The organism is Symbiopectobacterium sp. RP, from assembly GCF_050472005.1.
Lineage (GTDB): Bacteria > Pseudomonadota > Gammaproteobacteria > Enterobacterales > Enterobacteriaceae > Symbiopectobacterium.
The window spans coordinates 659,227-685,563 of the sequence record NZ_JBGOGS010000001.1 but is presented as its reverse complement, the minus strand read 5'-3'; the positions used below and the strand labels follow the sequence as shown (position 1 = coordinate 685,563).

Here is a 26,337-nt window from a genome sequence, read left to right as displayed (position 1 = left end):
TAGGAGGCGTTATGGCAGTATCTATTGCAAACCCCAATAATACCGTGTTCCAACAGCGAGCGACTGCTCTTCCTGAAGAGATGCATCGTAAAGGTATGGATAATACCGGTTTCATCGAGAAATCAAATTCCAAACCTTTAGATACCGCTGACTTGAATCGAAATAGAACGATATTAGTACAGCACGCATCCAACCACCTTGTTGGTATTGATATTCAAATTCCTGATATCACCAAGCCGGTTTCTGACACGGATGCGAATTTGTTAAGCAAACAAATTTCTTTGTATTCTCAAAGTAGCGCTTTGGTGCCTGCACAGAATGAAAAAGTGTCTGTAGTTCCGGAGAAAGAGATAGCTAGCCGGTCAGAGAAAATTATGTCTACGACAAGTTTTCTTGGTGGTTATAACAGCATGCGTTTTGCTCCGTTAATTGAGTTGGCGAAAAGCGCGTTATTGAGCAAGCATGCTGAACAAGGCATGAAAACCAACATGCTGGAAACCAGCCAGAAAAGCCTTAAAAGCTCTGTCGAACACAGTATGCAGGCTGCTCGAGAGCAGCTTAAAAAGGATCTTACCAGTAGCATTGTGACAAGTGGTATGGCGTTGGCTGGTGGAATCAAGACCCACAAAGGGCACAGCCACGCTATTAAAGGGTATGAGATTCAGGGTGCCGGCGTTACTCAGCATAAGAGTCTGGGGAATAAACTCGATGCTCAAACAACGCTTTCACGTGTGAAGGATATGAACGATCCGACGTGGTCGCCAGATATGAATCACTTGAAGCAATCCCCCAATCGTGAACACCTGCTGACGCAGCAACAAGAGTTTCAACTCCAAACGACCCTCAGCGCTTCACAGCAACAAATTGGTGTTGGGCAAGCGTTACAGGGCGGGGCGGCGGCAATGGGAACCATTTCTTCCTCTCAGATGATAGTGAGTCAGGCTGAGCAGAATGGCCTACAGCAATTACGGCAATTTGATAAAGATGTCTTTATGCAGGAGAGTCAACGAAACGATGAAAGAGCCCAGGATGCTGAAAAGCTCAAGGCTGCATTGTTGGAAACGCTCAAAAGTATTGCGAAAGACATCAGCGATACTGCCAGTGTTGTTGCCAATAACACCAAAATGTAATTGCTAAACATTGATAATGATATAAAACCGCCTGTTGATACAGGCGGTTTTTTCAGAGGAAAACATGGAAATATTATCTACAACAAGGCCATCATTTCGGGTTGATAGCTATTCACAAGATCAATCTGCTAATAATTTATTTTTGCAGGAACCGATCGCTGATGAGATGAATATATTACCCCGCAGTGATGGTACGCATCGCACTCTTCTCGCTCCTTTCTCATTTATCATGGCTGATGCTGGAAAGCTGGAGGGTTTTTTAAAAAATTTAAATATTAGTGGTTTTCTTGATGAAATGAAGACTATCCAGGCTCGGAGAGAGCTGCTCAGTCATGATGTACAAAAAAGAATGCGTGTTCTCGATGATCTGTTTTTACAGAATCCTGAATTGGAAAATAAGGCCTTTTCGTCTGATACAAAAGAGCCGGTCTATTTGACGCTGGCAAAACGGGGGGGGGCCTCCTATGTAGCTCCGGTTTCCAGTTTATCGAATTCTGACGTGTTTAGTACCTTATCAAGTAAAAAGATTAATGACTTAATTTCTACTGCAATTGGGAAAATGTCTGAAAGCTATTTGAATGTTTTTCAACAGGCAGTTGAGAAACATTCTCAGTTTTATAAAAATTTTTCTGTTTTTATGTCCACGTTGCCACAATTCATTTCCGCGGATGGTGATAAAACTATTCTGGATGACAAAGGATTCAAAAAAAATCTTCAAGAGTTGATGGGTAAATATCCTGTTCCAGGTTTGTCAACGACATTGTTTCCAAGTCAAACGGGGTCTACGGTTCAAGGGGCTAGGCGTGAGGAGTGTGAAGCTTGGGCAAAAGAGTTCGGGCTCAGTGTAGATAACTGTATTTATCAGCTACCCGATGGAACTTATATTGTTCATATTGATATTAGCCCATTGGTTACTATTAATAACTCAGTGGAAAATAAAGATATGTCGTTCAACGCAGCACAGTGGTCTGCATGGCAGACTAGCGTTGATATGCAAAAAGATCACATCCAAAACAGCATGCAAACATTAACCCAGAAATTTGCAAACGCTCATTCAACGTTTGATAATTTAGTTAAAGTATTGAGTAGCACAATTGCAAGCCTTTTGGAGTGCGATAAGCAATTCTTCGTTTAGGGAGGTAGTATGATGAATAATAAAGTTATACATACACACACAGTGCGTAATTCTTATCCTGCTGTTAGAGGAATAAAGAGAAATGTTAAATTTAAATCACTAAAAAACGTGTGTCAATCCAATAAAACATACCGAACTTCTGGCGGGAACATCAAAGGCAAAATAGACTTGATAAAGCAGATGGCTCAAGACCCCGCTCTGTGTATTAAAAAAGATTTGATGAGTGTTAGGAACAGCTCGAAGCGCAATGAAGTGTTAAATGAGAATGTGAAGGCTCAGAAATCTTGTCCTGAAGATACGGTAGGAATTAATAATTTCTTTAACTCACTTCCTAACAGCATCGATTTTTCAAAAAAAATGGAACAGGATGCGATTGAGTTTTGGAAAAATAAAAAAGATATCAAGGGATTTGATGATTTTTTATCGGTACTATCTGCTCCTGGTAGTAATAGTCAATCAGTACAAAAAGTTAAGCTAGCATTGGTTATGACTCAAAAGTTGCATGACTCATGTGCCGATAACGATATTTCTAGTATTGATGCTATAAAGAAGGATGTTAAATTTCTTGTCGACAATGTAAATAAGTATAAGTTGGGTTTTGATTCACCAGTTACGGGTTCTTCGAGAAAAGGCTTTAAAGCACTCAAGTCATTTGATCAATTTATGGATAGAATTTCCGATGCAGCAATATCAAAAGGCTTAGATTATAATAAAGAAATTCATATCATGGTTATGAAGGAAATTGATTCTGTGCCGGATAGTCATTTGCGTGATGTATTACATAAGGAGTGGGAGAATGGCCCTTTCCGTGAATCAATCCGCATTTTTGAAAAGATGGAAAATGTTATTAATGCAACGAGTGGATTCCTGCGTGCTGGTGCTCTTTTTTCTCATCAACCAATCAAGTTAGATCTCTTTAAGGACTACTTGAAGCGGGAAGGGGGGCCCAAAAACAATGATGACAAGAATGAAGTTCCTGTAAAAAAAGATGCTGATGCTGGCAAGGAAAATCAGGGTGTAACTTACATTTATAATGATTATAGTACCAATGTAAATGATTTTAGTAAAGTTATTATTGGGGATAGAGGTAATTTTAAATATAACGGTGATTTTATAATTAAAATTAATGCTGATAAATCGAAACCACAAAAAGAAACTGTATTTTCATCTACAGTGAAAACCCAGTCTCAACATTTTGACGATATCCCTGAGACAACAGCAGGTACGTCAGATATTACGGTTAACAGTAACAAACCTTCCAATGAAACGCTGACTCCACCTGTAACAGTGGGAGGGCATGCAGGGGGGGATGATATCGATGAACCGGCGTTACCCATAGAGACATCTTCAATGCCAGAAACCAATGCCGAACTGAATGCGCGCACTTCTGTTCCACAGGCGCAGCCTCAGAGAGTGGGTAACCCTAGTTCTTCGATGGCCGAACACCAGACTGCTTATATTGGCCCCTTTACCACGGGTAGAACGGGCGCTGCGCAATTTCAGAAATACAAGCATTCCTCTGATAGCGGGCGAGTTGATAAAAAAAAGGAGTCTCCAATTACGCCTTCTAACGATGCTGGTACGGGGATTAAAAGTGATGGTATTCGTTCACGTGATGAGAATGTCAGTCATCCTAACCCTCACGTTAAGGCAGGAGAAAATCCTGTTAGCGATAGGGGAGCGAATCAAGCGCTTCATGCAGCGTCATTCACTCGGCAACGGGAGCAGTTTGCTACGACGTTAACCAAAGCCAAAAGCAACGCAGCGATTGTGCAATCATCTGAGCCTCCGTCGCAAGAGAGGGCTAGTCCTGCGCGTGAGCCTTATATCGGGCCAAACCGAACAGGACGCACTGGTGCCGCAGAGTTTAAACGTTATTGGCAACCAGCAAAAAAAACGATTATTGAAACCGATACCCAGGCTGGACGGCGAGAGCCGCTTTCAGGGCGTGATGAAAAAGCGCTGCTGACAAGATCAAACGCAGCAGGGGTAGAAAAAACCGTTGAGCTTGACGAGGGTAAAGCCAACGAGAAAGCGCACAACGTGTTTGAGACACACACCCAAAAATCCACTACTTCACCTGCACAAGCAATACGTCAACAACAGCAGTTGAACAATGCTGCTGGTATCAGCAAACCAAAGTCTGATACCTATATGGGACCAGACAGAACGGGTAGGACCGGTGCCGCAGATTTCAAAAAATATGCATCGGATTCAAATGCATCTACAGTAAGCCGTACGCTAAACAGGCTAGGTAGTACCGGGCGTGATGATGAACCTTTGGCCAAAGCGGTCTCAAGCAGCACCATTGAAAGGCGCGCTGTAAACAAAACGGATGCAGCTACCCCGGTTACCAGTGGCGTTGAGCACACTGCAGGTGTTTCTCAACACAAAGCACGCGTTGAACCTGAAACCTCGAAGGTTGAAACCACAGATGATGTGTTACTGGAGGATTCTGCGTCCGACATCAGCACTGCCAGAGAGCCCTCTTTGGCCAATCGTCACCAGGTGGCGTCTTCTGGAGAGAAAAATACGGTTACTGCTGCGGGCAACACTGGCTACAAAGGTCCTTTTTGGACGGGAAGGCAAGGTGCTACGGCAAAGCAATCTTATATTAACACTGACAGGTTTGCTAAAAAGTAAACCGTTAACATACTGTTAGGATGAGAGGCCGTCGTCCTGTTTGGTGAAAGCGATCTGACGTCATCTTGATCGCCTCGTCCTATGAGATTGAAAAGGAATTGTAATGAATCAAAACGTTGAGGAACGCATAAATCATGTGGTTTCTTCTATTATAAATTGTTCCTCTGCAGATGTATTACCGGAGAAACATCTATACTATGATCTATTGGCTGATTCACTCATGATGATGGATCTTATGTTAGTGCTTGAACAGGAGTTTGCTCTTAACATTAAAGATGATGCGCTGGACGATGTTAACTATGTTCAGGATCTCTATCGCCTGATTCATGAACGATGCCTCAAGGCGGTCACCGAACTCGATAATAAAGCGACTCATTGCCATACGCCAGTCCTGTAAGGACATCGTCCATTTCTGTGATGCCGCCTGGATTGCCAGCCATACGACCTTCTTCAGCGAGTCATCAGTCGGGAACACCTTGCGTTTCTTGATTGCATGCCGGAGCACGCTGTTCAGTGATTCTATAGCGTTCGTCGTGTAGATTACCTTGCGAAGTTCCTGGGGGTAGGAGAAGAATGTCGACAGGTTGGCCCAGTTTGACTGCCAGCTCCGGCTTAATCGGCGTCACTGAGCATGGACGTAAAGGAGCTGGTTGCGGTCGAAGATGGTTATCGAGAGTCAGAAGCAAACTGGGCCGAACTTCTTAATGGCCTGCGAGCAGTGGCCTAACCGTATCTCCCAAGCTGTCTAGGGGAGACGGTGCCCTTGGTTTTTGGAATGCAATGGCAAAGATATTCCCGGACACGCAGCACCAATGCTGTTGGGTGCACAAAACCGCTAATGTGTTGGCTTCACTCCCCAAAGCCATGCAACCGAAAGTTAAGGCTGAGCTGCGGGAGGTTTGGCTAGCAGAGAGCCGCGATGCCGCTAATGAAGCCTTTGATGTTTTGTTGGCAAGGTTTTCAGCGAAGTATCCTGCAGCGATGAAGAAGCTGGAGAAAGCTCGAGAAGAACTGCTGGCATTCTATGACTTCCCGTCAGAGCACTGGGCGTCAATAAGAACGACAAATCCGATTGAATCGGCTTTTGCGACTGTGAGGCTACGAAGCAGAGGCGCGAAGAACGGTGGTTCGAGAGAAACAACCCTGTCAATGGTATGGTATTTAAGCTGTTCCAGTCAGCTCAGAAAAGCTGGAACCGACTAAGAGGATTTGACCTGCTGACCTTGGTTGTAAGCAACGTCCAATTTAAGGATGAAGAACAGATTCACGAAGCATCAGAGCGGAACGTAGCCTGATCGCCATACACCAGATTTGCTAATAACTCAATTAAGTCGCTTGGCTATATAGCAAAGCGACATTATTTTGATAACAATTAGCTGTATTTTTTTGCCACATATCAGGGCATTGGCTGTAATCATTTTTAAGTCGGTTGGCTATAAAAATCCGGATGGGATAGACTGCTTACTTCAGACAGCAGGGACTGCCATCTGATGCGGTGTTAATCGCCATAATCTGGATACAAGGCATCGTGTGCCGCAAAGGAGGCAGCACAAAACACAGCATGATTTCGGCGAGTTAACCCCGGCAGCATAAATGAAAAATGCGCCTTTAAAAAATTTTTAATTGTTTAAATGTAAGAAAGATGAATCGAGTCAGCGGGTGAAAAGCAAAAAAAACCGAAATAACATTTTGTTATTTCGGTTTTATGCGTTTTATGTCGTCAGGACAAATTATTTCGCAGCAGCAAAACGTGCAGCCGCTTCATCCCAGTTCACCACGTTCCAGGACGCTTTGATGTAATCCGGGCGACGGTTTTGATACTCTAGGTAGTAAGCGTGTTCCCACACGTCAAGTGCGACGATCGGGTAACCGGAAGCGCCAGAAATAGCTTCACCCATTAGCGGGCTATCCTGGTTAGCGGTAGAAACCACGGCCAGTTTGCCGTCTTCTTTCAAGACCAGCCACGCCCAGCCTGAACCGAAACGGGTTGCAGCAGCTTGCTCAAATTTTTCTTTGAATGCATCAACGCTGCCGAAATCGCGTTCAATGGCCGCTTTCAGATCGCCGCCCAGCGTGGTGCCCAGTTTCAGTCCTTTCCAGAACAGGCTGTGGTTAGCGTGGCCGCCGGCGTTGTTACGCAGTACCGCTTTTTTCTCGGCCGGTACTTTATCCAGTTTGGCGATCAGTTCTTCTGCGGAGAGGCTAGCGAATTCTGGCAGACTTTCCAGCGCTGCGTTAGCGTTATTGACGTAAGCCTGGTGGTGCTTGGAGTGATGGATTTCCATCGTTTGTTTGTCGAAATGCGGTTCCAGCGCGTCATAAGCGTAAGGCAGGGATGGCAGTGAATAACTCATATTTATCATCTCCATAGTTATACTACTAAATAATCGCGAGCGTGCTTGATCTCGGTTGTGGCGCGCGCGTGATAGTCAGGTACGGCACGCCTCAAGCGGTAGTGGTTAACAAACAACCGTTTGTTAGCGTCGCGTAATCATGAGGTTCATTATAGTTAATTAAATGATCTTGAAAACGATTATTCGCGTCGCCATCGCACGGAGTTCGAGCATTTACCATCGGAAAACAAACAGTTATATCATTGTTGCCTAAGCTAAAAACAGATTAATCTATCCGCAGTGGCCTCATGCGCTGTCGAGCAGGCGCTGCGGATGGGTATAAACGGTTGCCATGCCTGGGCGGCAAAAGCCCGCCAGCGTCAGGTTACAACGCTCAGCCACATCAATGGCGAGCGACGTTGCCGCTGAAACGGCAAACAGGATCTCGACGCCGCACATCGCAGCTTTTTGCACCATCTCATAGCTGGCACGGCTGGAAACCAACACGGCACCCTAGTGCCAAGGGCGTGTAGCGCACACACCCAGCAGTTTATCGAGTGCCACGTGGCGGCCAACTTCTTCGCAGCCGCCCAAAATAGTCCCTTCACTGGAAAGCTAGGCCTCCGCATGGGTAGAACCGGTCAATTGGCCGATGTGCTGCACGTCTTTGAGCTGCTTTAATGCACCGTCTAGGTTATTCAGCGAGAAGGTCTGCGTAAAGGGCAGCGGTGTGACCGGCTTGCCGATTTCTTCCAACTGTTCGACACCACACATGCCGCAACCGGTGCGGCCGTTCATGGCGCGGCTGCGTTCTTTTAGCCCGGCAAAGCGGCGGCTGGAGAGTTCAATCTGGACTTCAATACCATTGCAGACCGGCTGCACGTCCATGCCGCAAATCCCTTCTGCTGACGTGATGATGCCTTCCGACAGGGAAAAACCTAACGCAAAGGCTTCCAGATCTTTTGGCGTAGTCATCATCACCACATGGGAAATGCCGTTGTACACCAGCGCGACGGGCACTTCTTCCGCCAGCCAGTCCGTTTTGGCCTGAGACAAGCTGCCTTGATGGCGTACCGTTCGCTGGCATGCGCTCTCGAGCGCAGGGATCGCTTCTTCCACGTGATATCCCCATAAGATATTCATTTTGGAGTAGAAAGTCATTATTTCACCCCACAGGGTGTGATGCGAGTTTTATCGTGGCACGCGGTGTGTTGCCTGTGGTTCAGGGCACAAAAAGGGGGCAAAGTGTGCGTTTCCTCGAAGAGTCGCTAAACAGCGCGGCAGAAAAGCCGATTTGTGTATACACTTGGTAGACCGTCCTTGATGTTAGCGATTTTTTGCATATTGGCTCTGTTTTCATCGCGGCTTGGCCGCGTAACCCTACGGCGAAGAACAGGAGACCGCAATGGCACATCACACTGCTGAAGACCGGGTCGCGCCCGGCACCTATGCTCATCCCCTCAATGGCTTTGTTGAATAAATAGATTTTATGCTGGCAGCCCAGCGAAACGACGGATCCTCGCAACGTAAAATCATGCAGTTAGGCCTCATGAGAAAAGTGTACACCTGAGATGACAAGCATTTTCAACCAAAACTGGCATGGAAAAACAGCATGATTACCTATTATTCAACAAAGCCCCCCTCAATCTGAAAAGCGCTATGATAACTTTATTGGTGGCACTTGGGTGCCTCCGGTCAGTAGCGACTATTTCATTAACCTGACACCTGTCACCGGGCAACCCCTGTGTGAAGTCGCCAGCTCCGGCATGCGTGATGTCGATCATGCGCTGGATGCCGCCCATAACGCCAAGGCAGAGTGGGGCGCGATGTCGGTACAGGATCGCGCCTTCCTGCTGAACCGGATTGCGGATCGCATGGAGGAGAACTTGGAACTGCTGGCGTATGCGGAAACCTAGGATAACGGGAAACCGATTCGTGAAACCATAGGGGCTGACGTGCCGCTGGCGATCGACCATTTCCGCTACTTTGCCGCCTGTGCCCGCGCGCAGGAAGGGGCGATCAGCGAAATCGACAAGGATACGGTCGCTTATCATTTTCACGAACCGCTGGGCGTGGTTGCGCAGATTATTCCATGGAATTTCCCCCTGCTGATGGCTTGCTGGAAAATGGCGCTGGCGGCAGGCAACTGCATCGTGCTTAAACCGGCGAAATTGACGCCGTTGAGGTTGAGCTCGAAGCCATGCTGCAACAACATGCTGAGCGCCGCCTTGACGACGGGCGTCATGCTGTCGTTCGTAACGGCTATTTGCCACCGCGAACCATACAGACGGGTATTGGGGATGTTGAAATTAAAGTGCCTAAGGTCAGGGATCGCAGCGGCAACGGAATATGCTTCAACAGAGAGCCGCGATGCCGCTAATGAAGCCTTTGATGTTTTGTTGGCAAGGTTTTCAGCGAAGTATCCTGCAGCGATGAAGAAGCTGGAGAAAGCTCGAGAAGAACTGCTGGCATTCTACGACTTCCCGTCAGAGCACTGGGCGTCAATAAGAACGACAAATCCGATTGAATCGGCTTTTGCGACTGTGAGGGGCTTTGTTGAATAATAGTGAGTCATGCTGTTTTGCCAGCCAGTTTTGGTAGAAAATGCTTGTCACCTCAGATTTACAGTTTTCTTATGAGACCTAACTGCATGATTTTGCGTTGCGAGGATCTGTCGTTTCACCGGGGGGGCAGCATAAAATATGTTTATTCAACAAAGCCGCTACGAAGCAGACGCGCGAAGAACGGTGGTTCGAGAGAAACAACCCTGTCAATGGTATTTAAGCTGCTCCAGTCTGCTCAGAAAAGCTGGAACCGACTAAGAGGATTTGACCTGCTGACCCTGGTTGTAAGCAACGTCCAATTTAAGGATGGAGAACAGATTTACGAAGCATCAGAGCGGAACGTAGCCTGATCGCCATACACCAGATTTGCTAATAACTCGAGCCTGTTTAAGATCTTGTGTAAATGCCTTTCCTCAGAAGTGACCGTCAAGGCGATCACCGAACTCGATAATAAAGCGACTCATTGCCATACGCCAGTCCTGTAAGGGCATCGTCCATTTCTGTGATGCCGCCTGGATTGCCAGCCATACGACTTTCTTCACCGAGTCATCAGTCGGGAACACCTTGCGTTTCTTGATTGCATGCCGGAGCACGCTGTTCAGTGATTCTATAGCGTTCGTCGTGTAGATTACCTTGCGAAGTTCCTGCGGGTACGAGAAGAATGTCGACAGGTTGGCCCAGTTTGACTGCCAGCTCCGGCTTATCTGCGGATAGCGGTGATCCCATGTTCCACCGAACGTCTCCAGCGCCTGAAGCGTGGCCTCTTCGGTTGGAGCCTGATACACTGCTTTGAGGTCGCGTGTTACCGCCTTATAGTCCTTCCAGGCAACGAAGCGCAGACTGTTGCGCACCATGTGCACGATGCACAACTGGATGCGGGCTTCCGGGTAGACCGTGTTGATGGCATCCGGGAACCCTTTCAGGCCGTCCACACAGGCAATGAGGATGTCGGTCAGGCCACGGTTTTTCAGTTCTGTCAGCACGTTCAGCCAGAATTTTGCGCCTTCATTTTCGGCCAGCCACATTCCCAGTAGCTCTTTCTGGCCTTCGATATTGATACCCAGCGTCAGGAACACAGACTTATTGATAACGCGGCTGTCCTGCCGGACTTTCAGAACGATACAGTCAAGGTAAACAATGGGATAAACCGCATCCAGGGGGCGATTTTGCCATTCAACAACCTGCTCCATAACGGCATCGGTGACCTTCGATACTAGGGCGGGTGAGACATCCACGTCATACAGTTCTTTGAACGCAGCGGCAATTTCGCGGGTGGTCATCCCTTTGGCATACAACGATATAGCCAACCGACTTAAAAATGATTACAGCCAATGCCCTGATATGTGGCAAAAAATACAGCTAATTGTAATCAAAATTAAGTCGCTTGGCTATACTGCCATCCAGCGCAGTGGCTGACCAGTCAACAAATCCATGAGCATCAAGAAATGAAAGTAACTTATTGAAAATAATGTTAATGATTCCAGACTTTGACCATCTATTGAAACGGTTATAAACGGTTTTCCATGGGCCGTAACGTTCAGGTAAATCACGCCATGGTGCGCCTGAACACAGTATCCAGAACATGCCGTTGAAGATTTTTCGATGTTCTGCCCACGGCCGGCCGGCCCGCGGAGATGTCAAAACGGTTGGCAACAAGGGCTCAATGATTGCTCATGCTTCATCAGAAAGATCGTAGCGGGCCATAATCAAAAGTGTCGTAGAAACAGATGGATACTATAGCTCAAGTAATTAAGGGACACAGCCTAACCCACTAAACACCATTACCGGATAAGCCATCTTAATAGCCCGGCATTGCCAAAAGTAATAAATCGAGCATGAAACCCTGCGGCACCGAAGCGCGTTTGGTGTAGCGATATCCGTTATCTTGTTTATTCTCCTGCAAGATAGATGAGGCTATCTCGCACTGGTTGTTGAACGATATGCACGGCTTTGTTGAATAAATAGAACTTTTGGGTAATCATCGGAGCAGATCAACACAGTTGTTTCAAAATCAGGTTTCCATGGCAAAACAAAATTTTAAAATCACCAACTGGCCCTCTTATAACAAGGCCCTCAAGCAGCGCGCTTCTTTAACCGTATGGCTAGATGAATCAGCCATTGCTGCATGGACGGAAAAAAACACTACTGAACGGCGTGGACGACCGCTCCACTACTCAGATATGGCCATCACCACAGTCCTGATGATGAAACGCGTGTTTGGCCTTTCATTGAGGGCTTTACAGGGCTTTGGTGACTCGATTTTTAAACTGATTAAATTGTCGCTCCATTGTCCAGACTATTCGCTGCTCAGCAAGCGAGCAAAGACAGTGAACATCAGCATAAAAACGCCAACCCGTGGTGAAATCTCACATCTGGTCATTGATGGAACCGGCCTGAAGGTCTTTGGCGAAGGCGAATGGAAAGTCCGGCAGCATGGTGCCGACAGACGCAGGGTATGGCGTAAGCTGCACCTGGCAGTAGACAGTGTGACGCATGAGATTATCTGTGCGGATTTGTCGCTCAGTGGTACGACTGATGCCCAAGCTCTACCGGTGCTGATAAACCAGACCCACCGGAAAATCAGAGAGGCATCGGCTGACGGCGCTTAGGATACAGTTTACTGCTATGATGCTCTGGTGAGGAAGAAAATAAGGCCGCTTATCCCGCCACGAAGGGGGGCGCAATATTGGCAAGAGCACTACCACGAGCGTAACCCCGCTGTTGCAAATCAGCGCATTAGCGGTAGTAACGATATCTGGAAAAAGAAAGTGGGCTATCACCGGCGCTCAGTGGCTGAAACGGCCATGTTCCGGTTCAAAAGGCTTCTGGGTGGTCATCTAAGTCTGAGAGACTACGATGGTCAGGTGGGTGAAGCCATGGCCATGGTCAAAGCGCTTAACCTGATCACGCTATTAGGAATGCCGAACAGTATTCGCATCACGTAACAATCGACCCGTATGGGGCGCAGTCGTTACAAGTTCTGATTTATTCAACAAAGCCGATATGCACACCAAATTGTGGGTTCAGCCCTGTCATTGACAGCCGATGCTGATTTAGTATGCAAGGCTCTGTGTAATGCAATGCAAATCTGGTCACGCACTGGACGAGTGCAATTAAAAGGCCTGAGTCCGGTAGAGTACCGAATTCAGGCCCAAATAGCCGCCAGATAAACCGTCCAACTTGATGGGGTAAGTTCAAGCAGGCGGTGTAATCATTTTAGTCAAACGCAGGCCTCAACCAACCCAAGTATCACGCAGACCTACGGTACGGTTAAACACCAGATGCGTTTCGCTCGAATAACTGCGATCGGCACAGAAATACCCTTCGCGTTCAAACTGATAGGCTTTTTCCACTTCTGCCTTTACCAAACTCGGTTCAACAAAGCCCTGAACAACTTTTAGCGAATCTGGGTTAATCGTTGCGAGGAAGTCATCCACAGCACTTGGGTTTGGCACGCTGAACAGACGATCGTAAAGACGGAATTCAGCTGGCAGCGCGTGTGCGGCAGAAACCCAATGGATAACCCCCTTCACTTTACGCCCGTCAGCCGGGTCTTTACTAAGCGTTTCAGCATCATAGGTGCAATACAGCGCCGTGATAACGTCCTGTTCATCTTTCTCAACGCGTTCCGCCTTGATGACATACGCATTGCGCAAACGCACTTCTTTACCCAGCACCAGACGCTTGTACTGTTTGTTAGCTTCTTTACGGAAATCGGCACGATCGATATAAATCTTGCGGCTGAACGGCACCTGCCGCGTCCCCATTTCCGGGTTATTCGGATGATTCGGCATGGAAAGCCACTCTTCGTGGCCTTCTGGCAGATTCTCGATAATCACTTTTACCGGATCCAACACTGCCATGGCGCGCGGCGCATGCTCATTAAGATCGTCACGAATACAAGATTCCAACGCCGCCATTTCGACATTATTGTCCTGTTTGGTCACACCGATACGACGACAAAATTCACGCACGGAAGCGGCAGTGTAGCCACGGCGACGCAGGCCGGAAATAGTTGGCATGCGGGGATCGTCCCACCCTTCAACCACTTTCTCCGTCACTAACTGATTCAGTTTGCGCTTGGACATCACCGCATATTCCATGTTCAAGCGCGAGAATTCATACTGGCGCGGATGGCAAGGAATGGTGATATTGTCCAACACCCAATCGTACAGGCGACGGTTATCCTGGAACTCCAGCGTGCACAGTGAGTGCGTAATCCCTTCCAACGCATCGGAAATGCAATGCGTGAAATCGTACATGGGATAGATGCACCACTTTTTCCCGGTCTGGTGATGTTCGGCGAATTTGATACGGTACAGCACCGGATCGCGCATCACGATGAACGGTGATGCCATGTCTATCTTGGCACGCAGACACGCAGTGCCCTCAGCAAATCCACCATTACGCATTTTTTCAAACAGATTCAGGTTTTTCTGAACGCTGCGATCGCGGTAAGGACTGTTTTTACCTAGGGAGGTCAGCGTGCCACGGTATTCGCGGATCTGCTCGGGAGAGAGTTCGTCCACATAGGCCAGTCCTTTGCCGATCAGTTCGACTGCGTACAGATGCAACTGGTCAAAATAATCAGAAGAATAGCGAATCTCACCGCTCCAGGAGAAACCCAACCATTGCACATCCTGCTTGATGGACTCGACGTACTCGATATCCTCTTTCACCGGGTTGGTGTCATCAAAACGCAGATTACACTGACCGTTGTAATCTTTCGCCACCCCAAAATTGAGGCAAATGGACTTGGCATGGCCGATATGCAAGTAGCCATTAGGTTCCGGCGGAAAACGGGTTTGTACTAGGCTGTGTTTTCCAGACGCCAGATCTTCATCAATGATCTGAAGGATAAAATTGGTTGGGCGGGCTTCTGCCTCACTCATGCTTGATTCCTCGATGCAAAACGACACATAACCCGCAATGATCCAACAAGCTACGGCAGGACACAACAGTTACTTGCACTAAATCTTATGAAATACACAGAAAGAAGCAAAACGGCTGATGATTACGCATGATGTAACCGAAAGTGGACGTCTTGTATAGCTAAACGACTTAATTTTGATTACATTATTTAAATGAGCTATTCAATTGATTTTAGAGGTAAAGTGATATCTACACGGGAAGAAGAAGGGTTGAGTATCCGAGAAACAGCAAAGCAATTTCGGATTGGCCCTGCCTCTGTATCGCGTTGGATTAATCAAATAGCGTCAAAAGCATCGACCACGCGTCAGCGAAAGATCGATAAATCCGAGTTGATAAAAGATGTTGAACCATATCCAGATGCTTACCAAAAAGAACGTGCAGAGCGTTTTGGCGTTTGTCAGAAGGCCATTTGGCAAGCTCTTAAAAAGCTGGGATTGATCTATATAGCCAAGCGACATTATTTTGATAACAATTAGCTGTATTTTTTGCCACATATCAGGGCATTGGATGTAATCATTTTTAAGTCGTTTTGCTATAAAAAAACTCTACGTCATCCGAAAGCCGACGAAAGCGCCCGGCAAGCATTTCAACAAAAAATACAACAGTATGAAAAAGAAGATAAACCTATTGTTTTTATTGATAAAAATGGTTTTCCACACGATACCCCACGGACTCAGAGCCTGTACACGAGATTGTGTAATTGCCTGATTTTGATATGTTCAATCCAACATCAAAAGCAGGTTACTTTATGGACGAAAAATAGTTACAGGCTCTGGCTAACGAGCTGGCCAAAAATCTCAAAACCCCTGACGCTCTCAACCAGTTTGATCGCTTGCTAAAAAAGATCAGCGTTGAAGCTGCCCTTAATGCTGAAATGACCCATCACCTCGGGTATGAGAAGCCCCAGTCCGAATCTGGAACTAACACGCGCAATGGCTACTCCACAAAGACTGTTACCACCGGCGATGGTCCGCTGGAACTGCGTACACCACGTGATCGTGATGGTTCCTTTGAACCGCAGCTGGTGAAGAAGAACCAGACCCGGCTCTCAGGGATGGATAACCAGATTTTATCGTTGTATGCCAAAGGGATGACCACCCGCGAAATTGCCGCTGCGTTCAAAGAGCTGTATGACGCGGATGTCTCACCTGCCTTGGTATCGAAGGTCACCGATGCCGTTATGGAGCAGGTTGTTGAATGGCAAAATCGCCCCCTGGATGCGGTTTATCCCATTGTTTATAGCCAAGCGACATTATTTTGATAACAATTAGCTGTATTTTTTTGCCACATATCAGGGCGTTTGCTGTAATCATTTTTAAGTCGGTTGGCTATACCTTAACTGTATCGTTCTGAAAGTCCGGCAGGACAGCAGCGTTATCAATCTGTGTTCCTGGCGCTGGGTATCAATATCGAAGGCCAGAAAGAGCTACTGGGGATGTGGCTGGCCGAAAATGAAGGTGCAAAGTTCTGGCTGAACGTGCTGACAGAACTGAAAAATCGTGGCCTGACCGACATCCTCATTGCCTGTGTGGACGGCCTGAAAGGGTTCCCGGATGCCATCAACACGGTCTACCCGGAAGCCCGCATCCAGTTGTGCATCGTGCACATGGTGCGCAACAGTCTGCGCTTCGTTGCCTGGAAGGACTATAAGGCGGTAACACGCGACCTCAAAGCAGTGTATCAGGCTCCAGCCGAAGAGGCCGCGCTTCAGGCGCTGGAGACGTTCGGTGGGACATGGGATCACCGCTATTCGCAGATAAGCCGGAGCTGGCAGTCAAACTGGGCCAACCTGTCGACATTCTTCTCGTATCCGCAGGAACTTCGCAAGGTAATCTACACGACGAACGCTATAGAATCACTGAACAGCGTGCTCCGGCATGCAATCAAGAAACGCAAGGTGTTCCCGACTGATGACTCGGTGAAGAAAGTCGTATGGCTGGCAATCCAGGCGGCATCACAGAAATGGACGATGTCCTTACAGGACTGGCGTATGGCAATGGGTCGCTTTATTATCGAGTTCGGTGACCGTCTTGACGGTCACTTCTGAGGAAAGGCATTTACACAAAATCTTAAACAGGCTCACGAACCCGGTTAACGCTGCCGCCCCATCTTTATCCTTGGACATGCCATAAGCAATGCCTACCGCAAACAGCACCCCCATGTTTTCAATGATTGCGGCACCGGATTTGATCAGTAACGCTGCCAGCGCACTCTCACTCACCCAACCATTGGGATCGATCCAGTATCCTATCCCCATGAGAATCGCTGCGGCTGGCAACGTCGCCACTGGCACCATCAGCGCTCGTTCTACCCTTTGCAAATAGCTAAGAACACTCACATTATCCTCTCTCTCCCGCCCATAGGTATCTACACATCTTTTGCAATATCTGCTATTACGTTGCTGCATGATCTCAACTTATCCATCGGCGGAATTGATGCCCGCCTTAACCGGCGTTATCAGCGTCTGGTTAAGCAATACATGACTCCCGCAGCACCATTGGCGTCAGCCGTTAAAGACCTTGCCTGCGCGCAGAAAACAACATTCGCCACTACTCAGGCCGTTTGGCGTTTTTTTAATAATGAACGTATTAGCTTCAGTCAGCTCAATGAACCGATTATTTCGCTGGCTCTCCGGCAGGTTGCACTTAGCCCGCATCCATACGCTCCCGTCGTTCACGACTGGTCTCATTTACAGTTTCGTACCCACAATGGGAAAGAAGAACGTTTGAAAATGACGCATGGTGGCGACGTCGGTTATGAACTGCAAACCAGCCTACTGGTTGATGCTGCCCATGGGGCGGGAACTCAATAGCATAATCAACAACCGCGCGTTCAGTGGCTTCGTCGGCGCGGTTCTTCAGGTTCGGAACCCGGCGTTTCTGGTTAACCAGCGCATCAATGCCGCCTTCAGCAGCCAGTTCCTGATAACGGTAAAATGTATCGCGTGACACGCCCATGCTCTTGCAGGCTTTTGATACGTTACCAAGTTCTTCGGCGAGATTGAGCAGGCCGGCTTTGTGTTTGATAATGGGATTGTTAGTATGAAGCATGAGAGTTACCTCGCGTTTTGTTTAAGGATGAGACACCCATATCAAAACCGGTAACTCTCAACCTTTCAAGGTCCAGTGTCAGATCTAGTCGCGACTAATACATATCAGGGTATCTGTTGTAATCATTTTTAAGTCTGTTGGCTATAACGCGCAAAACGCCTGCATATTAAATCATTATATCTATCAATACCCTCACATTATTTCAAGATAAAAAACAGGCTAGACTAACTAATAACCTATCTTTATCATCCAGGCAGTAGCAAATCGGTTCACTGGTTTTGGAACGCTTATCCGGAGATTTATGTATGAGACTTATTCCCGTAACCACATCAGAGCAGGTAGGCAAATGGGCAGCACGACATATTGTGCAGCGCATCAATGCCTTTAATCCCAGCGCTGAGCGCCCTTTTGTGTTAGGCCTGCCAACAGGCAGTTCACCGTTAGAAGCTTATAAAGCGCTTATCGTGATGCACAACGCCGGGCTGGTCAGTTTTAAGCACGTGGTGACATTTAATATGGATGAATATGTCGGTCTGCCGGCCGCTCATCCGCAAAGTTATCACACGTTCATGTATGAGAATTTCTTCAATCACGTTGATATTCCGCAGGAAAATATTAACCTGTTGAACGCTAACGCTCCAGATGTGGTGGCCGAATGCCAACGTTATGAAGATAAAATGGCCTCCTATGGCAAGATTCACCTGTTTATGGGGGGAGTAGGTAATGACGGGCATATTGCGTTTAATGAACCCGCCTCATCCTTAGCCTCCCGTACGCGGATCAAGACGTTGACCGAAGAGACCCGCACCGCGAATTCCCGTTTCTTCGAGGGTGATGTGTCTCAGGTTCCCAAATATGCGCTTACCGTCGGCGTCGGCACCCTGTTAGATGCTGAGGAAGTGATGATTTTGGTGTCTGGCCGTAACAAGGCACAAGCGTTACAGGCTGCCGTAGAGGGCAATGTAAATCACATGTGGACCATCAGTTGTCTGCAACTGCATGCCAAGGCAATCATTGTTTGCGATGAGCCCTCTACCATGGAGTTGAAAGTAAAAACCGTGAAATACTTCCACGAGTTGGAAGCTGAAAGCATTATCGGTCTTTAATCTGTAAGCCGGGAGTTCAAGATGTATGCGTTAACCCATTGTAGTATAGCCAAGCGACTTAATTTTGATCACACCATATGGACTGAGAACAAAATCTCTGTATCGCAACCACTCTCTCTTTTTTTGCTTTTTGCTTGTGCCCATTTATGCTCAATTGGGTTAAGATCTGGCGAATATGTAGGCAAATACTCCACCATATACAGGCTTTGTTGAATAAATAGAACTTTTGGGTAATCATCGGAGCAGAGCAAGACAGTTGTTTCAAAATCAGCTCTCCATGGCAAAACAAAATTTTAAAATCACCAACTGGCCCTCTTATAACAAGGCCCTCAAGCAGCGCGGTTCTCTAACCGTATGGCTAGATGAATCAGCCATTGCTGCATGGACGGAAAAAAACACTACTGAACGGCGTGGACGACCGCTCCACTACTCAGATATGACCATCACCACAGTCCTGATGATGAAACGCGTGTTTGGCCTTTCATTGAGGGCTTTACAGGGCTTTGGTGACTCGATTTTTAAACTGATTAAATTGTCGCTCCATTGTCCAGACTATTCGCTGCTCAGCAAGCGAGCAAAGACAGTGAACATCAGCATAAAAACGCCAACCCGTGGTGAAATCTCACATCTGGTCATTGATGGAACCGGCCTGAAGGTCTTTGGCGAAGGCGAATGGAAAGTCCGGCAGCATGGTGCCGACAGACGCAGGGTATGGCGTAAGCTGCACCTGGCAGTAGACAGTGTGACGCATGAGATTATCTGTGCGGATTTGTCGCTCAGTGGTACGACTGATGCCCAAGCTCTACCGGCGCTGATAAACCAGACCCACCGGAAAATCAGAGAGGCATCGGCTGACGGCGCTTAGGATACAGTTTACTGCTATGATGCTCTGCTGAGGAAGAAAATAAGGCCGCTTATCCCGCCACGAAGGGGGGCGCAATATTGGCAAGATCGCTACCACGAGCGTAACCCCGCTGTTGCAAATCAGCGCATTAGCGGTAGTAACGATATCTGGAAAAAGAAAGTGGGCTATCACCGGCGCTCAGTGGCTGAAACGGCCATGTTCCGGTTCAAAAGGCTTCTGGGTGGTCATCTAAGTCTGAGAGACTACGATGGTCAGGTGGGTGAAGCCATGGCCATGGTCAAAGCGCTTAACCTGATCACGCTATTAGGAATGCCGAACAGTATTCGCATCACGTAACAATCGACCAGTATGGGGCGCAGTCGTTACAAGTTCTGATTTATTCAACAAAGCTTGGCGAATATGTAGGCAAATACTCCAGCATATACCCTGCATCGATGATGACTTGTTGAATATTATGTTTTTTGTGAAAAGTTGCATTGTCCATCACGATTACCCTGTTTTTAGGGAGTACTGGGATAAGGACTTGTGTGACCCAGGAATAGAAAACATCGCTGTTAATATTGATATCAAATAATCCGATAGCAAACAGCGTTGTGTCTAATAACGCGCCGATAACATTTGTTCTTCCTTTGGCTCCCCCGTTCTTCAGGCCAAAACACCGTTGATCTTTTTGGGAATAGCCGTGAGTCCATGGGGTATCGTGTGGAAAACCAATTTCATCAATAAAAACAATAGGTTTACCTTCTTTTTCATACTGTTGTTTTTTTTGAAATGCTTGCCGGGCGCTTTCGTCGGCTTTCGGATGACATAGAGTTTTTTTATAGGTTAATCCCAGCTTTTTAAGAGCGTGCCAAATGGCCTTCTGACAAACGCCAAAACGCTCTGCACGTTCTTTTTGGTAAGCATCTGGATATGGTTCAACATCTTTTATCAACTCGGATTTATCGCTCTTTCGCTGACGCGTGGTCGATGCTTTTGACGCTATTTGATTAATCCAACGCGATACAGAGGCAGGGCCAATCCGAAATTGCTTCGCTGTTTCTCGGATACTCAACTCTTCTTATTCCCGTGTAGATATCACTTTACCTCTAAAATCAATTGAATAGCTCATTTAAATAATGTAATCAAAATTAAGTCGTTTAGCTATAATCACAATGAATATCAGGCCTGATGTTATATAGAACTACATCAACACACTGATTATTAAGTAATTAAACAGAAGTTACCTATCTGGTTTTGCGAAAACTGATTATTGATGACATGAACGGCATATCGGCCTGCTGAAAAACCTGACGACAAAAATGGCTCACTGAAGCAGAGGGCCTTTTCAGGTTCACTAGGAGCGGAACTCATCGAGGCGCGGGCATCTCGCCCACAGAGACGCCGGATAGATTGAAGCAAGCCCACCATTAGTCAAAAATCAGTGTTGCAAAAATGGGGGTGACCATAGATTTTGTTGTTCTTGTGGCAAATCAACGTGTTGAATCTTGAAATGCGTGAGATGGTGATCGATCGCGTGATGGCGCTGGATACCTTATCGTTCGATCTGGACGATCTTAAATGGGTGATCATCATGGTGTTGTTCAATCTACCCGGATGTGAAAACGCCTACCAGCAAATGGAAGATCTGCTGTTTGAAGCAGATGAGGAGTATTTGCATTAAACCGACAAGTCAGAATAAACCACGGTAATCCCTGCGCTTATAGCGGATAAAAAGGCGGAGTGCTGCCCTGAGTGCGCCGCGCCGCTGGTGATTCGCTCCAGCCGCCGCGGCCCTTTTTTGGGCTGCTCGCGCTATCCGGAGTGTGAATTCGTTCGTCCGCTGAAAGCCAATGCGGATGGTCATATTGTGAAGGAGCTGTCTGGGTAACTCTGCCCGCACTGTCAGGGGACGCTGGTGTTGCGGCAGGGGCATTATGGCATGTTTATTGGCTGTAGCAAATACCCGGCGTGTGACCATACCGAGGTCATAGACCGTCCCGATGAAACCGCATTAACCTGTCCACAATGTGGCAAAGGTAAACTGCTGCAACGTAAATCGCGCTTTGGCAAAATGTTCCACGCCTGTGAGCGTTACCTGGAGTGCCAATTTGCGCTCAACCATAAACCGGTGGCGGGAACGTGTCCAACCTGCCACTATCCGCTATTGTTCGAAAAGAAAACGGTGCAGGGCGTCAAACGTTTTTGTGCCAGTAAAGCCTGTGGAAAGCCGGTAACGGCAGAAATTGATACCAATGAGTAATGTAGTGAATGAACAATCGGTTTCTGTCATTCAGGAACTGAGAAAGCAGAATGTCATCGCCTATCCTACCGAAGCGGTTTTCGGCTTGGGGTGTGATCCTGACAGTGAAGCCGCAGTGATGAAACTGCTGGCCTTGAAACAACGGCCTGTCGAAAAGGGGCTTATCCTGATCGCGGCTGATTATCAACAGCTCACCCCCTATATTGATGACAGCCAGCTCAGCGCTGAGCAAAAGGCGGTGATGTTTGCCTCCTGGCCGGGGCCGGTAACGTGGGTGATGCCCGCCAAGTCGAGTAAGCCACGTTGGTTGACCGGGCAATTCTCATCGTTGGCGGTGCGCGTCAGTGCGCATCCTCTAGTTCGTGAGCTCTGCCTAGCGTTTGGCAAGCCAATCGTGTCAACCAGCGCTAATCTGACCGGACTGCCGCCGTGCCGCACGGCACAAGAGGTTCTGACTCAGTTTGGTGAGGCCTTTCCTGTTCTGCACGGAGAAACATCCGGGCGGCAGAATCCGTCTGAAATTCGGGATGTCTTGACGGGCAACCTGATACGACAAGGTTAAAAAGTGGAGATAAAGGTGTCTGAAGTAACGTCATTCGCGGTTTTTGGTCATCCTATTGCGCACAGCAAATCGCCGCAGATACATGCGCTGTTTTCTGAGCAAACCGGCATCTCCTTGACGTATGAACGCCTGTTGGCACCGCTGGACAGCTTTGAACAAACGCTGCGTGATTTTTTTCAGGCAGGGGCGTTGGGGGCGAATATCACCATGCCTTTCAAGGAGCGTGCCTATCAGGAAGTCGATGAACTTAGCCAACGCGCCTCGTTAGCGGGAGCGGTCAATACCGTGAAGCGGCTCGAAGACGCTCGGCTGTTGGGGGATAATACCGACGGTATTGGGCTGCTGAGCGATTTGCAGCGTCTTGCGCTGGTGACACCGCAGGATCGGGTGCTGTTAATCGGTGCGGGTGGCGCCAGCCGAGGCGTTATTCAGCCGTTATTAAGCCATGGGTGTTCGCTGGTGGTGACCAATCGGACGTTTGCCAAGGCGGAAGCGCTCGCGACACTGTTTCAGCCAGTGGGGCAGATTGACGCGTTGCCACTGGATGGACTGGAAGGCGAAAACTTCGATCTGATCATCAACGCCACCTCGTCAGGGATCTCCGGCGATATTCCCGATCTGCCTGCCTCGTTGATCACTGCCTCTACGCTCTGTTATGACATGTTCTATCAGGTCAGCCTGACACCGTTTTTATTGTGGTGCCAGCAGCAGGGAGCATCACAGTTGGCAGATGGTTTTGGTATGTTGATCAATCAGGCGGCACACGCGTTCTTCCTCTGGCACGGCGTGATGCCAGATACCACTCCGGTGATCGAACAGATGAAAAAAGCACTTAACGCATGAATCAGGCGATCCAGTTCCCCGATCGCGAAGCGTGGAGCGAAGAGGATCGTATGATCTACTTCCCTGTATTGATCGGTGGTTTTCAGCGTGAATGCCGCATCAGTGCCGCGCAACTTCAGACGCGTTTTGGGGGAACGGATGCGGATAGCTGGCTGGCGTTGTTCAGAGAGCACCGCTGGGATATCGAAGATCTTTTCGAAGCTCGGGTGCTCAATGAACAGGATGACACCGAGGGATATTACTCGCTGTCCTGAGTCAGATAGTCGTTCTTCCACGTGGCGTAGTTATTGGCGGAGTAGCGCAAACCCTCGATCTCTTCTGCTGTCAGTGGGCGGATTTGTTTCACTGGGCTACCAAGATAGAGGTAACCACTCCGCAAGCGCTTACCAGGCGGTACCAGACTGCCCGCTCCAATCATCACGTCATCTTCTACGATAACGCCATCAAGCAGGATCGATCCCATACCGACCAATACGCGGTTGCCGATGGTGCAGCCGTGTAGCATGGCTTTGTGACCTACGGTGACCTCTTCAGCAATGATCAACGGATTACCCTGCGGGTTGCTCGCTGAGCGCTGGGTTACGTGCAATACGCTGCCATCCTGGATATTGGTGCGTGCGCCGATGTGGATTTCATGTACGTCGCCACGGATCGTGACTAATGGCCAGATGCTGACATCATCACCAAGCGTCGTGTTGCCGATCACAACGCTGGATGGATCGATCATCACGTTTTCCCCGAGAGTGGGGAACGCATCCTTATAAGAACGCAATGCGTGGGAGCCCATATTTACCTCTCAATACATTCGAAAAGAGTAACTTACCCTAATTGTGGTCCTGCTGCTGCCAGAAGTAGCAAAAGTAGGTTGAAAATAGCGCGGGTTGCGCAGGATCTCAACGAAGGGGGTAAAAAACGCGCGAACAGAAAAAAGATCCAAAAAAGGGGTTGTGTAAATTATTAGGATCCCTATAATGCGCCTCCGTTGACACGAAGCGATTCAAGGCGAGGTCAGCAAGAGAAAAACGATTCACTTTCAAATGAAAATAATCGTTGACTCTTAAAGAGGAAAGCGTACTATACGCCACCTCGCGACAGCAGGCTGCAAGCCGAGTCGCAACGCTCTTTAACAATTGATCAGACAATCTGTGTGGGCACTCACAGGACTTTATCGTAAAGCCTTCGGGCTTAAAAAAATAAAAGTCTTGAAGAGTGAACAACAGTTAATTCATTACGAACTGACAGTAATAATTCTTTGAGCATCGCTTCTCGAGTAGAAGCAAATCAAACTTTAAATTGAAGAGTTTGATCATGGCTCAGATTGAACGCTGGCGGCAGGCCTAACACATGCAAGTCGAGCGGTAGCACAAGAGAGCTTGCTCTCTGGGTGACGAGCGGCGGACGGGTGAGTAATGTCTGGGAAACTGCCTGATGGAGGGGGATAACTACTGGAAACGGTAGCTAATACCGCATAACGTCGCAAGACCAAAGTGGGGGACTTTCGGGCCTCACGCCATCAGATGTGCCCAGATGGGATTAGCTAGTAGGTGAGGTAATGGCTCACCTAGGCGACGATCCCTAGCTGGTCTGAGAGGATGACCAGCCACACTGGAACTGAGACACGGTCCAGACTCCTACGGGAGGCAGCAGTGGGGAATATTGCACAATGGGCGCAAGCCTGATGCAGCCATGCCGCGTGTGTGAAGAAGGCCTTCGGGTTGTAAAGCACTTTCAGCGAGGAGGAAGGCAGCAAGGTTAATAACCTTGCTGATTGACGTGACTCGCAGAAGAAGCACCGGCTAACTCCGTGCCAGCAGCCGCGGTAATACGGAGGGTGCAAGCGTTAATCGGAATGACTGGGCGTAAAGCGCACGCAGGCGGTTTGTTAAGTTGGATGTGAAATCCCCGGGCTTAACTTGGGAACTGCATTCAAAACTGGCAAGCTAGAGTCTCGTAGAGGGGGGTAGAATTCCAGGTGTAGCGGTGAAATGCGTAGAGATCTGGAGGAATACCGGTGGCGAAGGCGGCCCCCTGGACGAAGACTGACGCTCAGGTGCGAAAGCGTGGGGAGCAAACAGGATTAGATACCCTGGTAGTCCACGCTGTAAACGATGTCGATTTGGAGGTTGTGCCCTTGAGGCGTGGCTTCCGGAGCTAACGCGTTAAATCGACCGCCTGGGGAGTACGGCCGCAAGGTTAAAACTCAAATGAATTGACGGGGGCCCGCACAAGCGGTGGAGCATGTGGTTTAATTCGATGCAACGCGAAGAACCTTACCTACTCTTGACATCCAGAGAACTTTGTAGAGATACGAAGGTGCCTTCGGGAACTCTGAGACAGGTGCTGCATGGCTGTCGTCAGCTCGTGTTGTGAAATGTTGGGTTAAGTCCCGCAACGAGCGCAACCCTTATCCTTTGTTGCCAGCGATTCGGTCGGGAACTCAAAGGAGACTGCCAGTGATAAACTGGAGGAAGGTGGGGATGACGTCAAGTCATCATGGCCCTTACGAGTAGGGCTACACACGTGCTACAATGGCGTATACAAAGAGAAGCGACCTCGCGAGAGTAAGCGGACCTCATAAAGTACGTCGTAGTCCGGATTGGAGTCTGCAACTCGACTCCATGAAGTCGGAATCGCTAGTAATCGTAGATCAGAATGCTACGGTGAATACGTTCCCGGGCCTTGTACACACCGCCCGTCACACCATGGGAGTGGGTTGCAAAAGAAGTAGGTAGCTTAACCTTCGGGAGGGCGCTTACCACTTTGTGATTCATGACTGGGGTGAAGTCGTAACAAGGTAACCGTAGGGGAACCTGCGGTTGGATCACCTCCTTACCTGATGGTACTGATTCTGTGAAGTGTCCACACAGATTGTCTGATGAAAATGCTGAGCAAAAAGCACCTGTTGATGAATGAGTCTCTGACTCATGCTGAT

Annotated in this window: 17 protein-coding genes, 1 rRNA gene and 16 pseudogenes; 23 read left to right on the top strand and 11 right to left on the bottom strand. The window is 48.2% G+C overall.

Going from position 1 to position 26,337, the window contains the following annotated elements; genetic code table 11:
• Window positions 1-11 precede the first annotated feature (11 nt).
• The 4 genes from ACD630_RS04430 to ACD630_RS04415 all read left to right on the top strand — a co-directional run bounded on the left by ACD630_RS04430 (window position 12) and on the right by ACD630_RS04415 (window position 5,305).
• Window positions 12-1,130, top strand: coding sequence for a hypothetical protein (locus tag ACD630_RS04430; protein ID WP_430358237.1), 1,119 nt, complete (start codon window positions 12-14; stop codon window positions 1,128-1,130).
• A gap of 64 nt (window positions 1,131-1,194) precedes the next feature.
• Window positions 1,195-2,265 (top strand): IpaD/SipD/SspD family type III secretion system needle tip protein, encoded by a 1,071-nt coding sequence (locus tag ACD630_RS04425; protein WP_430358236.1) that lies wholly within the window; start codon window positions 1,195-1,197, stop codon window positions 2,263-2,265.
• A 9-nt stretch (window positions 2,266-2,274) separates the two neighbouring features.
• Window positions 2,275-4,908, top strand: a complete 2,634-nt coding sequence (locus tag ACD630_RS04420) for a hypothetical protein (protein ID WP_430358235.1) — start codon at window positions 2,275-2,277, stop codon at window positions 4,906-4,908.
• A 103-nt stretch (window positions 4,909-5,011) separates the two neighbouring features.
• On the top strand, window positions 5,012-5,305 hold the full coding sequence (locus ACD630_RS04415; RefSeq protein WP_430358234.1) for a phosphopantetheine-binding protein: 294 nt from the start codon (window positions 5,012-5,014) through the stop codon (window positions 5,303-5,305).
• On the opposite strand, the pseudogene ACD630_RS04410 reads toward ACD630_RS04415, so the two are convergent.
• Window positions 5,237-5,527 (bottom strand): annotated as a pseudogene (locus tag ACD630_RS04410) (transposase); the annotation flags it as partial. The gene ACD630_RS04415 and the pseudogene ACD630_RS04410 overlap by 69 nt on opposite strands.
• Between ACD630_RS04410 and ACD630_RS04405 the strand changes: the two are divergent.
• Window positions 5,521-6,203: pseudogene (locus ACD630_RS04405) on the top strand (IS256 family transposase); the annotation flags it as partial. The pseudogenes ACD630_RS04410 and ACD630_RS04405 sit on opposite strands and share 7 nt — an antisense overlap.
• A 435-nt stretch (window positions 6,204-6,638) precedes the next feature.
• Here the strand turns inward: ACD630_RS04405 and sodA are convergent.
• Together sodA and fdhD are read right to left on the bottom strand one after the other, a co-directional pair.
• The gene (gene sodA / locus ACD630_RS04400; RefSeq protein ID WP_430358233.1) at window positions 6,639-7,262 is read right to left on the bottom strand and encodes a superoxide dismutase [Mn]; all 624 of its coding nucleotides are present in this window, start codon (window positions 7,260-7,262) and stop codon (window positions 6,639-6,641) included.
• A gap of 285 nt (window positions 7,263-7,547) precedes the next feature.
• Window positions 7,548-8,384 (bottom strand): annotated as a pseudogene (fdhD, locus tag ACD630_RS04395) (formate dehydrogenase accessory sulfurtransferase FdhD).
• 479 nt (window positions 8,385-8,863) lie between these two features.
• Between fdhD and ACD630_RS04390 the strand changes: the two are divergent.
• The 4 pseudogenes from ACD630_RS04390 to ACD630_RS04375 form a co-directional block, all read left to right on the top strand.
• Window positions 8,864-9,424, top strand: a pseudogene (locus tag ACD630_RS04390) (aldehyde dehydrogenase family protein); the annotation flags it as partial.
• Window positions 9,418-9,600: pseudogene (locus ACD630_RS04385) on the top strand (IS256 family transposase); the annotation flags it as partial. The pseudogenes ACD630_RS04390 and ACD630_RS04385, both read left to right, overlap by 7 nt.
• Window position 9,601: 1 nt before the next feature.
• Window positions 9,602-9,790, top strand: a pseudogene (locus tag ACD630_RS04380) (transposase); the annotation flags it as partial.
• Between the two features lie 173 nt (window positions 9,791-9,963).
• Window positions 9,964-10,155: pseudogene (locus ACD630_RS04375) on the top strand (IS256 family transposase); the annotation flags it as partial.
• Window positions 10,156-10,218: 63 nt separating this feature from the next.
• On the opposite strand, the pseudogene ACD630_RS04370 reads toward ACD630_RS04375, so the two are convergent.
• A pseudogene (locus ACD630_RS04370) lies at window positions 10,219-11,106 on the bottom strand (IS256 family transposase); the annotation flags it as partial.
• Between ACD630_RS04370 and ACD630_RS04365 the strand changes: the two are divergent.
• Complete coding sequence (locus ACD630_RS04365) at window positions 11,090-11,221, top strand: hypothetical protein (RefSeq protein WP_430358232.1); 132 nt, start codon at window positions 11,090-11,092, stop codon at window positions 11,219-11,221. The pseudogene ACD630_RS04370 and the gene ACD630_RS04365 overlap by 17 nt on opposite strands.
• Here ACD630_RS04365 and ACD630_RS04360 read toward each other — a convergent pair.
• Window positions 11,183-11,473, bottom strand: a pseudogene (locus ACD630_RS04360) (transposase); the annotation flags it as partial. The gene ACD630_RS04365 and the pseudogene ACD630_RS04360 overlap by 39 nt on opposite strands.
• A gap of 353 nt (window positions 11,474-11,826) precedes the next feature.
• Here ACD630_RS04360 and ACD630_RS04355 point away from each other — a divergent pair.
• A pseudogene (locus tag ACD630_RS04355) lies at window positions 11,827-12,750 on the top strand (IS5 family transposase).
• 288 nt (window positions 12,751-13,038) lie between these two features.
• On the opposite strand, the gene glnS reads toward ACD630_RS04355, so the two are convergent.
• The gene (gene glnS / locus ACD630_RS04350) at window positions 13,039-14,697 is read right to left on the bottom strand and encodes a glutamine--tRNA ligase (protein WP_430358231.1); all 1,659 of its coding nucleotides are present in this window, start codon (window positions 14,695-14,697) and stop codon (window positions 13,039-13,041) included.
• Between the two features lie 192 nt (window positions 14,698-14,889).
• On the opposite strand from glnS, the gene ACD630_RS04345 reads away from it, so the two are divergent.
• The 3 genes and pseudogenes from ACD630_RS04345 to ACD630_RS04335 all read left to right on the top strand — a co-directional run bounded on the left by ACD630_RS04345 (window position 14,890) and on the right by ACD630_RS04335 (window position 16,784).
• A complete protein-coding gene (locus tag ACD630_RS04345) occupies window positions 14,890-15,213 on the top strand; it encodes an IS630 transposase-related protein (protein WP_430358230.1) in 324 nt (107 codons plus the stop codon).
• A gap of 27 nt (window positions 15,214-15,240) precedes the next feature.
• Entirely contained in the window at window positions 15,241-15,576 is a 336-nt protein-coding gene (locus ACD630_RS04340) for a hypothetical protein (RefSeq protein ID WP_430358229.1), read from the top strand.
• Window positions 15,570-16,784, top strand: a pseudogene (locus ACD630_RS04335) (IS256 family transposase). The gene ACD630_RS04340 and the pseudogene ACD630_RS04335 overlap by 7 nt, the downstream one beginning before the upstream one ends.
• A gap of 29 nt (window positions 16,785-16,813) precedes the next feature.
• On the opposite strand, the pseudogene ACD630_RS04330 reads toward ACD630_RS04335, so the two are convergent.
• A pseudogene (locus ACD630_RS04330) lies at window positions 16,814-17,075 on the bottom strand (PTS transporter subunit EIIC); the annotation flags it as partial.
• A gap of 60 nt (window positions 17,076-17,135) precedes the next feature.
• On the opposite strand from ACD630_RS04330, the gene ACD630_RS04325 reads away from it, so the two are divergent.
• Window positions 17,136-17,549 carry a hypothetical protein gene (locus ACD630_RS04325; RefSeq protein WP_430358228.1) on the top strand — a complete coding sequence of 138 codons (414 nt, stop codon included), beginning with the start codon at window positions 17,136-17,138 and terminating at the stop codon, window positions 17,547-17,549.
• On the opposite strand, the pseudogene ACD630_RS04320 reads toward ACD630_RS04325, so the two are convergent.
• A pseudogene (locus tag ACD630_RS04320) lies at window positions 17,518-17,787 on the bottom strand (helix-turn-helix domain-containing protein); the annotation flags it as partial. The gene ACD630_RS04325 and the pseudogene ACD630_RS04320 overlap by 32 nt on opposite strands.
• Before the next feature lie 305 nt (window positions 17,788-18,092).
• Here ACD630_RS04320 and nagB point away from each other — a divergent pair.
• The gene (gene nagB / locus ACD630_RS04315) at window positions 18,093-18,893 is read left to right on the top strand and encodes a glucosamine-6-phosphate deaminase (RefSeq protein WP_430359889.1); all 801 of its coding nucleotides are present in this window, start codon (window positions 18,093-18,095) and stop codon (window positions 18,891-18,893) included.
• 68 nt (window positions 18,894-18,961) lie between these two features.
• Here nagB and ACD630_RS04310 read toward each other — a convergent pair whose 3' ends face one another.
• Complete coding sequence (locus tag ACD630_RS04310; RefSeq protein ID WP_430358227.1) at window positions 18,962-19,144, bottom strand: transposase; 183 nt, start codon at window positions 19,142-19,144, stop codon at window positions 18,962-18,964.
• Window positions 19,145-19,170: 26 nt separating this feature from the next.
• On the opposite strand from ACD630_RS04310, the pseudogene ACD630_RS04305 reads away from it, so the two are divergent.
• Window positions 19,171-20,094 (top strand): annotated as a pseudogene (locus ACD630_RS04305) (IS5 family transposase).
• A 40-nt stretch (window positions 20,095-20,134) separates the two neighbouring features.
• Here the strand turns inward: ACD630_RS04305 and ACD630_RS04300 are convergent.
• A complete protein-coding gene (locus tag ACD630_RS04300) occupies window positions 20,135-20,812 on the bottom strand; it encodes an IS630 family transposase (RefSeq protein ID WP_430358226.1) in 678 nt (225 codons plus the stop codon).
• A gap of 399 nt (window positions 20,813-21,211) precedes the next feature.
• On the opposite strand from ACD630_RS04300, the pseudogene ACD630_RS04295 reads away from it, so the two are divergent.
• From ACD630_RS04295 to ACD630_RS04275, 5 genes and pseudogenes are all read left to right on the top strand, one after another.
• Window positions 21,212-21,421, top strand: a pseudogene (locus ACD630_RS04295) (DUF494 family protein); the annotation flags it as partial.
• Window positions 21,422-21,448: 27 nt separating this feature from the next.
• Window positions 21,449-22,000, top strand: a pseudogene (locus tag ACD630_RS04290) (topoisomerase DNA-binding C4 zinc finger domain-containing protein).
• On the top strand, window positions 21,993-22,562 hold the full coding sequence (gene tsaC, locus ACD630_RS04285; RefSeq protein WP_430358225.1) for an L-threonylcarbamoyladenylate synthase type 1 TsaC: 570 nt from the start codon (window positions 21,993-21,995) through the stop codon (window positions 22,560-22,562). Before ACD630_RS04290 ends, tsaC begins: the two are co-directional and overlap by 8 nt.
• A 15-nt stretch (window positions 22,563-22,577) precedes the next feature.
• Window positions 22,578-23,405, top strand: a complete 828-nt coding sequence (aroE, locus tag ACD630_RS04280; protein ID WP_430359888.1) for a shikimate dehydrogenase — start codon at window positions 22,578-22,580, stop codon at window positions 23,403-23,405.
• Window positions 23,402-23,659 carry a DUF1488 domain-containing protein gene (locus ACD630_RS04275; RefSeq protein WP_430358224.1) on the top strand — a complete coding sequence of 86 codons (258 nt, stop codon included), beginning with the start codon at window positions 23,402-23,404 and terminating at the stop codon, window positions 23,657-23,659. The genes aroE and ACD630_RS04275 overlap by 4 nt, the downstream gene beginning before the upstream one ends.
• On the opposite strand, the gene ACD630_RS04270 is transcribed toward ACD630_RS04275, so the two are convergent.
• On the bottom strand, window positions 23,644-24,192 hold the full coding sequence (locus ACD630_RS04270; RefSeq protein WP_430358223.1) for a gamma carbonic anhydrase family protein: 549 nt from the start codon (window positions 24,190-24,192) through the stop codon (window positions 23,644-23,646). The two genes, ACD630_RS04275 and ACD630_RS04270, sit on opposite strands and share 16 nt — an antisense overlap.
• Before the next feature lie 503 nt (window positions 24,193-24,695).
• Between ACD630_RS04270 and ACD630_RS04265 the strand changes: the two genes are divergently transcribed.
• Window positions 24,696-26,237: ribosomal RNA gene (locus tag ACD630_RS04265) — 16S ribosomal RNA — on the top strand.
• Window positions 26,238-26,337: the final 100 nt, after the last annotated feature.